The organism is Streptomyces sp. B5E4, assembly GCF_039871555.1.
Lineage (GTDB): Bacteria > Actinomycetota > Actinomycetes > Streptomycetales > Streptomycetaceae > Streptomyces.
Genome location: NZ_JBDPMI010000007.1, coordinates 59,285 through 71,137 on the forward strand (window position 1 = coordinate 59,285; position 11,853 = coordinate 71,137).

Below are 11,853 nucleotides of genomic sequence, written 5' to 3' on the forward strand. Positions count from 1 at the left end.
GAGGGTGTCTTGCCGATCACGGTCTAGCCAGGAGAGAGCGCATGGATTGGCCCACGCATCGATGTGGTGATTCGGTGAGGCGCCCGCAGGCGTCCGCAAGACACACGCACTACGGCGGCCTCAGCGCTGACGTCGCAGCGCAGAGGTTTCCCATCTGCACGGAGGAGTACGCATGCGGTCGGTCGTTCCCGACTATCTGACCGAGGCACTCGGAGACGTCGAGTCGGACACTTCCGGAAAGCCGGCGGGGTACATCCCCGAGCTTGCGGCAGCGGACCCCGATCGTCTCGGCGCGGTCTTCGCCACCGTTGACGGCAAGGTCTACGGTGCCGGCGACATCGATACCGAGTTCACGATCCAATCGATCTCCAAGCCGTTCACGTACGCGCTGGCACTGACTGATCGCGGCTTCGACCCCGTGCTCGCCAAAGTCGGTGTCGAGCCGTCGGGAGAGGCGTTCAACCAGATCTCCCTCGAAAGCGATACCGGGCGCCCTCTCAATCCCATGATCAACGCCGGTGCGATCACCGCCCACTCGCTGGCCGGCTCGGCGGACCTGAGTCCGGCAGAGCGCGTGGAGCGCGTGGTCCGGGGACTGTCCGCGTTCGCCGGTCGTCCGCTGAAGATCGATGAGGCGGTGTGCGCGTCGGAGATGGAGCACGCGCACCGCAACCTCGCCATCGCGCACATGCTCCGCAGCCACGGCATCCTCACCGAGGACCCGAGGGCGGTCGTCGACGGCTACATCCGCCAGTGCTCCGTGCTCGTCACCGCGCGAGATCTGGCCATGATGGCCGCGACGCTCGCCAACCGCGGGGTGAATCCACTCTCGGGTGAGCAAGTGGTACGCGAACCGGTGGTGCGTCAGGTGCTGAGTGTCATGTCCACCTGCGGCATGTACGACGCCGCCGGTGACTGGGCGACCCAGGTCGGCATTCCGGCGAAGAGCGGCGTGGCCGGGGGCCTGATCGGCGCGCTCCCCGGCCAGATCGGCATCGCCACGTTCTCGCCACGACTGGACGCGCACGGGAACAGCGTTCGTGGGGTGTCGCTCTTCGAACGGTTCTCCTCCGACATGGGCCTGCACGTGATGGAGGTCCCGCCCGCCGCGCGTGCGGTCGTACGATCCAACCATGTCGTCGGCACCGGACCGGATGCGCTCCGGGTCCTCCAACTCCAAGGTGGGATCGGCTTCTCCGCGGCAGAGAGAGTCGTTCGGGAAACCGTGGACACGGCGCCCGCGGAAGCCAGGGTGGCCTTGGACCTCACGATGGTCTACTCGATCGATGACGTGGCACGGCGCATGTTGCTGGAGGTCGCGCGCCGGCTCACGCTGGACGGCCACGACGTGTACCTCGTCGACCCGGAAACGATCATGCCCGATCCCGATCCCGGCGATGGCGGCCGAGTCACCGTCGTGGGAAACGTGGAACAAGCCGTGGTTACGCCGCACCCGGAGGCCCCGCGCACGAGCCGTCCGCAGAAGAGAGGGGCGTGACGCAGAGAACACGCCCACCTCGCCTTCGGCGATGGCGGCCCCTTCGCCATGGAGACCTCCGACCGGCCGACGCCCGGAGCGCGTTCCGCAGGTACACGGGCCACCGGCACCGCCGGGCGGTGCCGGTGGCCCGGCGGCTCAGCCGACCGCGGTGAAGGTGAAGGAGACCGCGAAGGAGCCGTGGCCGTACGACACCGTGATCTTGTCGCCGTGCCCCGCGTCGACGGTGCTCAGGTCGAGGGTCGCGCGGAACGTCCTGGCGTTCGGCCCGGTCTGCGTGACGGTCAGGGGCACGGCCGGCCGCCCGCCCACCCGCACCTCGACCGAGCCCCGGTCGACGGAGTCCGCGTCCAGGTTCAGCGGCGCCGTCAGCTCCACCGTCACCTTCGCGTGCCGGGGCACCACACGGGCGGGGCCGCCGCCGCGGGTACGGACCTCGATGCCGGTCTGGTCGGCGGCGCGCCAGGCCAGGGAGGCGTTCCAGGAACTGTTGAACGCCACCCAGCCCTCGGTGTGGCCGATGTTCCCCTGGTCCGGGTTGAAGGGGTAGTGGCCGTTCTTGGGGCTGCCGTCGAGTACGCCGGGCAGGTTCTCCAGCAGGCCGGCGCCGCCGCGGTACTCGGAGAACCAGCCGTGCTCCACACCCTCGAAGCCGGCCTCGTCGCTGGGCGCGTCGTACGAGGCGTGCCGCCCGGTGGGGTTGCGGCCGAAGATGTTGTCGACGTGTGCCGCGGCGATCTCGCGCAGCCGGCCGGCCAGCGGGTCGTCGCCGAGCAGCCGGGCCGCGGCGAGCGCCGGCGCGGGGAAGCCGGCCACGTTGCCGGTCTCGTTGGGGTCGTCGGCGCCGCCGCCGGTGAAGGCGGGGATGGTCCAGCGGTCGTCGGAGTAGCGGCGGAAGTCCCAGAGGTTGTCCGAGCGGCGGGTCACGGTCTGCGCCCAGTCGCGGACGAAGTCCTCGATCCCCTCGGGCGCCCGGTCCGGGTACGTCTCGGCGAACTGCACCAGACCGGTGATGAGCACGTGCTCGCTCTGCCGCTGCCCCTTGGTGGTCCGCGGGTCGTCGACGTCGAGGTTCTCGATCAGCCATGCGGCCTGCTCGTACGCGGCGCGCAGGTAGCGCTGCGCGTCGTCACGGCCCTCCCGCTGCGCGACCTCGTACATCATCAGGTTCGGCCACACCGAGTGGCCCGGCGCGAGCTCGCCCTTTCCGGTGCCCACCTGGGTGTACGTCTGGAAGAGGTCACCGGTGTGGGGCGTGAACGCCTGCCAGTAGTAGCGGTCGCGGGCGGGATCCCCCCACGCGGCGAAGAGGTGGTCGCGGGCGCGCTGGTAGACGTCGGCCGGTATGTACCCGTCGAGCTGGGGATAGGCGTAGAGGAAGGCCGCGAGCTGCTCCTTCAGCTGGGGGTCGCTGACATCTGCTTCGAGGAGCAGTTCAACGCCCCAGTGGATGAGCCGCACGATCTCCGGCGTGTCGTCGGGAAGCGTCACCGGAAGGCCGGTGTAGATCGCGTCGTCGACGGTGATCTGCTCGAACGCGCTCGGGTTGGCCAGGTAGAGGTCGACGAGCGTCTGGATCTCCTTCGAGTACTGGGCCCCGTCCCGCCAGGTCACCGCCTTCATGCACTCACGATGGCCGTACTCGTCGCTGATCAGTCCCGGCCCGTCCTTCTTGCGGGTGAGATCGCCGAAGTAGCACCGGCTGCCCGACATGAACTCGATGGCCCGGCGGTAGGAGACCCGGTCGATCCAGTACGCCCCGATGCCGAACGGCACCGAGGCGCCCACGCCTGTCGCACCGTTGACGGTGACGACGAAATCCCCGTTGTCCCGGGGGTCGAACGCGGTGAAGTCCCCGACGCCGTCGGCGACCTCGCCCCGGTACCTGACCTTCCCGGACGCATCGCTGACCGTGAAGGCCGCCCCGTCCTCGGCGCGCGGGGCAGTGAACCGCTTCGGCTCGCCCAGACCGAACCCGCTCTGGTTCAGCAGCACCGGCTGGGCGGCCCGTGGATCACCGGGCGCCAGGCTGCTGACGGCGGACGGCTCGGCCGTCGCCGCGACGGCGGTCCCCGGGAGCGCGCCCAAGCAGAGCACACCGACGGTGACGAGTGCCGGGACCTTCATACGTGCCTCCAACTTGCCGATGTGTGCAAGGGAAACTCACGATGCGCATGCTTCAACCGTCATGTGCAACACGTCAAGCCTTGCTGCAAGTGAAAGCGGAACGGGCGTGGTTGCATGGCCGCCGCCACTCAACTGCCGTCCAGGCGCGCACGCCGGGCCTGACCAGCCCGGGCCGCGATTTCCGGCCGGAGCGCTAGGCCCGTGCCAGGAAGTGGCGTTGGGCGGCGAGGAGATCCGCTTCCTCCGCCGCCTGGCCGGCGTGGCCGAAGTGACCCGCCGTGAGGACGTGCAGCTTCTTCGGGCCGGGCAGGGCGTTGTGCACGGCGAACTGGCCCGGCGGCGGGACGGCCGGGTCGAAGAGTGCGGCTCCGACGTGGACAGGGATGCCGATGCGCCGCGCCGCGGTGGCGGCGTCGAAGTACGCCAGCACGTCGGCGACTTCCGGGTGCACGGCGTGGTGCCGCCGGACCGACTCACCGCTCCCGGTGCACGGCAGCGTCAGCCGCAGCGGGTGGTTGCCGAAGCTGGGCACGTTGAGCACGGCTGCTGCGAACCGGTCGTCCCACGGCAGCGCCAGCGCTCCGATGCCGCCGCCGAAGCTCGCCCCCACGTAGGTGAGCCGCCGCCCCGTCGCGGGCACGAGTTCCGCAAGCGCCGTCGCGGCGCACCAGACGTCGGCGGCGCAGCCTCCGTGCACGTACGACCGCCGGGAAGCGATGCCGTGCAGGACGTGCGCGGCCGGGTCGGAGGGCAGGTCCGGTTGAAGGCTGCGTGCGCCCTGTCCGCGCAGGCACGGCCAGATGGCCGCCGTGCCGGGCGGCAGCAGCGCCGGATCCGGGCCCTCCCGGCCGCCGTAGCCGTGCGTGACGACGCAGCCCTGGCGCACCTGCCCGTCCGCGGGCAGGGTCAGCCAGCCGCCGATGCGGCGCCCGTCGAGCGAGGTGTACGCGACCTCGTGCACCGCCACCGCTTCCCGCCGGCCGATCGTCCCCGCGCGGGTGCCGAGGCGGGGTGCGACCCGCGTGCAGCGGGCTTCGGCGTACAAGGAGCGCCAGAACTCCTGGAAGCCGGAGGGGGCGTCGGGGGCGGGCACGGCGAGCAACCGGTCCAGGTCGTATCCGTAGGTGGGATCGAAGGGCAGGTCGTGTGCCAGGCCGGCTGTCCGCCCAGGCGGGCGGTGGTCATGACCGCTACCGCCCGTCCGCACCACCCGAGTCTCCCGCCCGCCACCGCCGTTCGGCCCACGCTACCCGGGCCGCTCCACGCGTGCGAGCGGTGCCGTCCTCAACACCGGGAAACCCGCCGGAAATTCGTTCGCCACCGCCTGTTGACGGGGTCATGACCCGCTCCTATGGTCGCTGTTACGAAACAGCAATGAGGACTCAAGTCCTGTTGGCCATCTGCTGATACGTAACAGCAAGGGGTTCCTTTGTCAGTCAAACGCCGTCGTGGGGCACCGACCCAGGCCGACGTCGCCCGCCGCGCGGGCGTCTCGCAGGCGACCGTCTCCGCCGTCGTGAACGGTCGCGCCACCGACCACCGGATTCCGGTCGAGACGGAGCAACTGGTCCGCCAGGCCGTCCGCGACCTCGGCTACGCGGCGAATCCCGCCGCGCGCAGCCTCAAGGGCAAGCGCAACCGGATGATCGGGGTGCACACCTTCGAGTCGGTCTTCCCGATCGCCAGCCGCGACTTCTACCACGAGTTCCTGGTCGGAGTGGAGGAGCAGGCCGTCGCCGAGGGACACGACCTGGTTCTGTTCACCTCCACGGAGGGCCCCGACGGTCAGCGCCAGCTCTACAGCGACGGCTCGAACCGGCTCAACGTCGCCGACGGCAGCGTGCTGCTCGGCGTCGCGCACGACCACTCCGACCTCGCCCGGCTCAGCCGGGAGGGCTACCCCTTCGTGCATATCGGCCGCCGCGAGGTGCCGGGCGCCGACATCGCCTGGGTCAGCGCCGATTACGCCGAGGCGACCCGGGAGGCCGTCGCCCGGCTGGTCTCGCTGGGCCACCGCCGGGTCGGCTACCTCGGCATCACGCACCGGGTCGAGGCCGTCGCCGACCGCGAGGCCGGCTACCGCGCCGCCTGCGCGGACGCCGGCATCCCTCAGCTTCCGGTGCTGATGAACGACGGGGACCTCACCCAGGAGTGGTTCGACCTGGCCCTGGCGTCCGGGATGACGGCGTTCGTCGCCGAGGAGGAGTCGTTCGCCGGCCGGATCGCCGGCTTCGCCGCCGCGCGGGGCCTGGTCATACCCGCGCAGCTCTCGCTCGTCGTGCTGCGGGGTACGGAGACGGGCCCGTACCCCGGGACCGGCTGGAGCTGCGTGGAGATCCCCCGCCGGGAGATCGGCCGTGAGGCCGTACGGCTGCTCCTGCGGCTGCTCGACGCCCCCGACGCGCCGGGCGAGGACCAGATCCTGCTGCCCTGCACGCCGCCCGGCGGGGAAACCGTCGCCGCGGCCCCGACGAGCGCTGCGGGGGGAGAAGCATGACGGAGCTGCACGCCGACATAGCCGTCGTCGGGGGAGGGCTCGGCGGCGTGGCCGCCGCGCTGGCCGCCGCCCGCTCGGGCCTCAGGGTGGTCCTCACCGAGGAGTACGACTGGATCGGCGGCCAGTTGACCGTCCAGGGCACGCCGCCCGACGAGCACCCGTGGATCGAGCAGTTCGGCTGCACCGCGAGTTACCGCCGGCTCCGGGACGGGATCCGCGACTACTACCGGCGGTGGTACCCGCTGGCGGCGGCCGCGCGCCGGCAGCCGGCCCTCAACCCCGGCGCCGGCCGGGTGAGCGCGCTGTGCGCGGAGCCGAGCGCGGCGCACGCCGTGCTGCGGGCCATGCTCGCGCCGCACCAGGCGAGCGGCCTGCTGGATCTGCGGGTCAGGCACCGCCCCGTCTCGGCGACCACCGACGGCGACACCGTCACCAGCGTGACGCTCCGCGACCTCGACTCCGGCGCCGACGCCACGGTGACCGCCGCGTACTTCCTGGACGCCACGGAGACCGGCGAGCTGCTGCCGCTCACCGGCACCGAGTACGTCACGGGGTTCGAGTCGCAGGCCGACACCGGGGAGCCCAGCGCCCCCGCGCGGCGGCAGCCGCTCAACATGCAGGCCGCCTCCTGGTGCTTCGCCGTCGAGCACCGGGCCGGCGAGGACCACACCATCGACAAGCCGGACGACTACGGCTTCTGGCGCGACTACCGCCCCCCGTACTGGCCCGACCGGATGTTCAGCATGGTCGCGCCCAAGCCGCAGACGCTGCGGGCGACGACCCGCGTGCTGGTTCCCAACCCCGCGCCAGGCGAGCCCGCCGTCCAGGGCCTCGCGGGCGACCTCGACCTGTGGGCCTTCCGCCGCGTCCTCGCCCGCTCCGCCTTCGAGGAGGGCACGCTCGCCAGTGACGTCGTCATCGTCAACTGGCCGATGATCGACTACGTCGAGGGGCCGCTCTACGAGGTCGAGCCCGCGGCGGTCGCGCGCCACCTGGCCGGCGCGCGCCAGATGAGCCTGTCCTTCCTGTACTGGATGCAGACGGAGATGCCGCGCCCCGACGGGAGCACCGGCCTGCCCGGGCTGCGGCTGCGCGGCGACGTGGTGGGCACGGCGGACGGGCTGTGCAAGGGCCCGTACATCCGCGAGTCCCGGCGCATCCGGGCCGTCTACACGGTGACGGAACAGGACGTGTCCCTCGCGGTGCGGGGTGATCGCGGGGCGGTGGCGTACGAGGACTCCGTCGGCATCGGCTCGTACCGCATCGACCTGCACCCCTCCACCGGCGGCGACAACTACATCGACGTGGGCTCCTCGCCCTTTCGTATCCCGCTGGGCGCCCTGCTGCCCGAGCGGGTGCGCAACCTGCTGCCCGCCGCCAAGAACATCGGCACCACCCACCTCACCAACGGCTGCTACCGGCTGCACCCGGTCGAGTGGAACGCCGGCGAGGCCGCCGGCCTGCTCGCCGCGTACTGCCTGCGCCACCGCACCACCCCGCACCAGGTCCGCGCCGAGCCCGCCCGACTGGCGGACTACCAGAGCGCGTTGACCGGCCACGGCGTCGAGCTCGCCTGGCCCGACATCCGCGGTTACTGAACCCGAGGGAGCGAGAAGATGACGGGACGCATCGACAGGAGAAGGCTGCTGATGGCCGGCGGGTCACTGGTGGCGGCCGGGGCCGTCGGCGGACTCACGCTGAACGGCTGCGACTTCAGTACGGATCCGGCGGGCGGCGGGGACACGGGACCGGTCGAGGGCAGGGGCCAGGCGCCCGAGCTGCAGCGGCTGGTCGACGAGGGGAAGCTGCCGGCGCTGTCGAAGCGGCTTCCCGCGGAGCCGCTCGTGGTCCGCCCCGTCGACCGGGTGGCCGCCTACGGCGGCACCTGGCGCAACGCGCTCATCGGCGCGGGCGACGCCGGCCGCCTCGGCTACGCCTTCGCCTACGAGAACCTGGTCCGCTGGGACCGGGACTGGCAGAAGATCATCCCCAACGTCGCCGAGTCCTTCACCGAGAGCGCGGACGCCACCCGGGTGACGTTCAGGCTCCGCAAGGGCCTGAAGTGGTCCGACGGCGAACCCTTCACCGCGGACGACATCGAGTTCGCCTTCCGGGACCTGATCATGAACAAGGAGATCATCCCGGACACGCCGGGCCAGTACACCGTCGGCGGCGGCCCGGCGAAGCTGCGGAAGATCGACGCGTACACCGTGGAGTTCACCTTCGCCGGGCCCAACGCCCTCTATCTGACGGGCATGGCCAACGAGGTGTACGACATGCTGACCCGGCTGCCCAAGCACTACCTCGGCCGGTTCCACCCCGACCTGAGCCCTGACGCCGAGAAGGCGGCCACGGAGATGGACTACGCGGGGCCCATGGAGCTGCTCCAGGACGCGCTGTACGCCGGCATGCTCTGGAAGGACGCGCGGCTGCCCCGGTTGCACGCCTGGCTGCCCGACGACGCGATCGGCGAGGGCACGCGGATGCGGTTCACCCGCAACCCCTACTACTTCAAGGTCGATCCGGAGGGCAACCAGCTTCCCTACCTGGACGGCGTCGACTTCGCCATGGCCCAGGACGCCGAGGTGGTGCTGCTCAACGTGCTGCGGGGCGACATCGACATGATCGAGCGCAACGTCACCACCACCAAGAACAAGCCGGTGCTGGCCCGGGACCGGGCCAAGGGGCACTACCGCTTCTTCGACCTGGCGTCGGACAAGCTCAACACCCTGACGATCATGCTCAACCTCACCTGTAAGGACGAGACGAAGCGGGAGGTCTTCGGCAACCGCGACTTCCGCATCGGCCTGTCGTACGCCATCGACCGCAGGAAGGTCATCAAAGCGGTGCACGCCCGCCAGGGCGAGCCCTGGCAGGTCGCGCCCGCGCGCGAATCCGGCTTCTTCGACGAGGAGATGGCCAAGCAGTACACCGCGTACGACATCGACAAGGCGAACGAGCACCTGGACCGGGCGGGTCTGCGGAAGAACGGCGACGGGCTGCGGCTCGGCCCGGACGGCGAGCCGGTCTCCTTCCGCATCCTGGTCAGCGCCGGAGCGGGGAAGCCCGAGCTGGCCGACGCGCTGGAGATCATCAAGCCCATGTGGGAGGCCGTCGGCGTGCGGATGAGCGTGCAGGCCGAGGACGAGACCCTGCGGATGCAGCTCATCCAGGGCAACGGCCACGAGGCACTCGCCTGGGACGGGGACGGTGCCCTGGACCCGGTCAGCACCCCCGCCTTCTTCATGCCGGAGTGGGGCGAGAACAACTCCTTCTGCCCCGAGTGGTTCACCTGGCTGGCCACCGGCGGGCAGGACGGCATGGAACCGCCGGCGCACGCCAAGGAGCAGTACCGCCTCTACCACGAGAAGATCGCGGCCGAGACGGACGAGAAGCGGCGTGCGGCGACGATGAAGCAGATCCTCGCCATCGCGAAGGAGCAGTTCTACACCATCGGGATCAGCACCCCGCTGCCGGGCTACGGCGTCGTGGGCGAGACCTTCCGCAACGTACCCCCGAAGAGCTTCTTCGCCGCCAAGTTCCCCATGCCGGGCGCCATGAACCCCGAGCAGTTCGCCATCGGCGCGTGACCGGCACACGGCTGACGGGACGGTCGAGCAGTGTTGAGCTACCTGGCACGTCGGTGCCTCTACATGATCCCCACGCTCTTCGGGATCTCCGTGGTGGCCTTCGCCATCATCCAGCTACCCCCGGGTGACTTCCTGACCACCCTCGCCGCCCGGCTGGAGAACCAGGGCGAGCGGATGGACGAGGCGCAGATGTCCGCGCTGCGCGAGCGCTACGGGCTCGGCGAGCCGGTGTACGAGCAGTACGCGAAGTGGGTCACCGCGATCGTGCTGCACGGCGACTTCGGGGAGTCCTTCGAGTACGGCAAGTCCGTCTCCAGCCTCGTCATGGACCGGCTGCCGCTCACGGTGGTGCTCGCGGTCTCCACCCTCCTGGCGACCTGGCTCCTGGCCTTCCCCGTCGGCCTGTACTCGGCGGTCCGGCAGTACTCGGTCGGCGACTACCTGGCCACCACCGTCGGGTTCCTCGGCCTGGCCATCCCCAACTTCATGATCGCGCTGGTCCTGATGTACCTCGGCCACAGCGTCTTCGGCATGAGCGTCGGCGGACTCTACTCGCCCGAATACGAGGACGCGGCCTGGAACCTGGGCAAGTTCCTCGACCTCCTCAGCCATCTGTGGGTGCCCGTCCTGGTGCTGGGAGCGGCCGGCACCGCCGGCCTGGTGCGGGTGCTGCGCGCCAATCTGCTGGACGAACTGCGCAAGCCGTACGTCGTCGCCGCCCGCGCGCGCGGCATGCCGGAGCGGAGGCTGGTTCTGAAGTATCCGCTGCGGGTCGCGCTCAACCCGTTCGTCTCCAACGTCGGCTACGTGCTGCCGGCGCTGGTGTCCGGCGAGGTCATCGTCTCCCAGGTGCTGTCGCTGCCCACCACCGGGCCGCTGCTGCTGGGCGCGCTGCGCAGCCAGGACATGTACCTGGCCAGCTCGATCATTCTCATCGTCAGCATGCTGACCGTGATCGGCACCCTGCTCTCCGACGTACTGCTGGCCTGGCTGGACCCACGGGTCCGGCTGGCCCAGGGATGAGGGACGACCATGCGCATACGCACCCGGCCCGCGCCGGCCGCAGAAACCGGCAGGCACGGAGCCTCCCAATGGCGGCTCATCTGGCGGCGGTTCCGCAGGCACAAGCTCGCCATGGCCGGCCTCGTCGTCACCCTCGCCTTCTACTTCGTCGCACTGTTCGCGGAGTTCCTGGCGCCCTACGGCACGGACTACCTCGACGACGACTACCCGTACGCCCCGCCGCAGACGATCCGGTTCAGCGGCGGCCTGCACGTCGACGGCTACACGACGACCGTGGACGACGAGACGTACGAGCAGACCTTCACCACCGATCCGTCGGCCGACGTCCCCATCGGCTTCTTCGTCAAGGGCGACGAGTACCACCTCTTCGGCCTCATCCCCTGGGACCGCCACCTCATCGGCCCCAAGGAGCCGGGCGCCGCGATGTTCCTGCTGGGCGCCGACCGCAACGGCCACGACCTGCTCTCCGAACTCATCCACGGCACCCGGGTGTCCATGACCATCGGACTGGTGGGCGTCGTGGTGGCCTTCCTCCTCGGCGTGACGCTCGGCGGGATCTCCGGCTACCTGGGCGGCAGGACCGACACCGCGATCCAGCGGCTCGTCGAGTTCTTCATGTCCCTGCCCCATCTGCCCCTGTGGCTGGGCCTGGCGGCGGCCCTGCCGCCCGACTGGGGTCCACTGCGGCGGTACTTCGCCATCACCGTGGTGCTGGCCATGATCGGCTGGACCCATCTGGCCCGGGAGGTACGCGGCCGCTTCCTCGCCCTGCGCCAGGAGGAGTTCGTCACCGCGGCCCGCCTGGACGGCTGCACCCGGCGCCGCGTGATCTTCCGGCACCTGCTGCCGTCCACCAGCAGCCACCTCATCGCCCAGCTCTCGCTGTCGATCCCGGCGATGATCCTGGCCGAGACCGCGCTGAGCTTCCTCGGCCTCGGCCTCCAGGCGCCCGTCGTGAGCTGGGGTGTCCTGCTGCAGGACGCGCAGAACATCCGCGTGCTCTCCGACGCCCCGTGGCTGATGCTCCCCGGCCTCGCCGTCGTCACCGCGGTACTGGCCCTCAACTTCGCCGGCGACGGGTTGCGCGACGCGGCGGACCCCTACAGGAAGTGACGGAA

General features: G+C 70.7%; 8 protein-coding genes. 6 read left to right on the forward strand and 2 right to left on the reverse strand.

The window, feature by feature from the left end; all coding sequences use genetic code 11:
* The first annotated feature begins 172 nt into the window (after positions 1-172).
* On the forward strand, positions 173-1,498 hold the full coding sequence (locus ABGA99_RS11875) for a glutaminase (protein ID WP_347577697.1): 1,326 nt from the start codon (positions 173-175) through the stop codon (positions 1,496-1,498).
* A 138-nt stretch (positions 1,499-1,636) separates the two neighbouring features.
* Here ABGA99_RS11875 and ABGA99_RS11880 read toward each other — a convergent pair whose 3' ends face one another.
* The gene (locus tag ABGA99_RS11880) at positions 1,637-3,625 is read right to left on the reverse strand and encodes a hypothetical protein (protein WP_347582609.1); all 1,989 of its coding nucleotides are present in this window, start codon (positions 3,623-3,625) and stop codon (positions 1,637-1,639) included.
* A gap of 193 nt (positions 3,626-3,818) precedes the next feature.
* A complete protein-coding gene (locus ABGA99_RS11885; protein ID WP_347577695.1) occupies positions 3,819-4,832 on the reverse strand; it encodes an acetylxylan esterase in 1,014 nt (337 codons plus the stop codon).
* 222 nt (positions 4,833-5,054) lie between these two features.
* On the opposite strand from ABGA99_RS11885, the gene ABGA99_RS11890 reads away from it, so the two are divergent.
* The 5 genes from ABGA99_RS11890 to ABGA99_RS11910 are packed head-to-tail and all read left to right on the forward strand — an operon-like array spanning position 5,055 to position 11,848.
* A complete protein-coding gene (locus ABGA99_RS11890; RefSeq protein WP_347577694.1) occupies positions 5,055-6,122 on the forward strand; it encodes a LacI family DNA-binding transcriptional regulator in 1,068 nt (355 codons plus the stop codon).
* Positions 6,119-7,720: an FAD-dependent oxidoreductase gene (locus ABGA99_RS11895; protein WP_347577693.1), complete on the forward strand. Its 1,602-nt coding sequence runs from the start codon at positions 6,119-6,121 to the stop codon at positions 7,718-7,720. Before ABGA99_RS11890 ends, ABGA99_RS11895 begins: the two co-directional genes overlap by 4 nt.
* 18 nt (positions 7,721-7,738) lie before the next feature.
* A complete protein-coding gene (locus tag ABGA99_RS11900) occupies positions 7,739-9,712 on the forward strand; it encodes an ABC transporter substrate-binding protein (RefSeq protein WP_347582610.1) in 1,974 nt (657 codons plus the stop codon).
* A 30-nt stretch (positions 9,713-9,742) separates the two neighbouring features.
* Entirely contained in the window at positions 9,743-10,735 is a 993-nt protein-coding gene (locus ABGA99_RS11905) for an ABC transporter permease (RefSeq protein ID WP_347577691.1), read from the forward strand.
* Between the two features lie 9 nt (positions 10,736-10,744).
* Positions 10,745-11,848, forward strand: a complete 1,104-nt coding sequence (locus ABGA99_RS11910) for an ABC transporter permease (protein WP_347582611.1) — start codon at positions 10,745-10,747, stop codon at positions 11,846-11,848.
* Positions 11,849-11,853: the final 5 nt, after the last annotated feature.

What these genes read in the sequence shown, in the direction of transcription:
- ABGA99_RS11875 (WP_347577697.1), top strand. Translation starts at nt 173, where the DNA reads ATGCGGTCGGTCGTTCCCGACTATCTGACCGAGGCACTCGGAGACGTC.
- ABGA99_RS11880 (WP_347582609.1), bottom strand. Translation starts at nt 3,625, where the DNA reads ATGAAGGTCCCGGCACTCGTCACCGTCGGTGTGCTCTGCTTGGGCGCG.
- ABGA99_RS11895 (WP_347577693.1), top strand. Translation starts at nt 6,119, where the DNA reads ATGACGGAGCTGCACGCCGACATAGCCGTCGTCGGGGGAGGGCTCGGC.
- ABGA99_RS11900 (WP_347582610.1), top strand. Translation starts at nt 7,739, where the DNA reads ATGACGGGACGCATCGACAGGAGAAGGCTGCTGATGGCCGGCGGGTCA.
- ABGA99_RS11910 (WP_347582611.1), top strand. Translation starts at nt 10,745, where the DNA reads ATGCGCATACGCACCCGGCCCGCGCCGGCCGCAGAAACCGGCAGGCAC.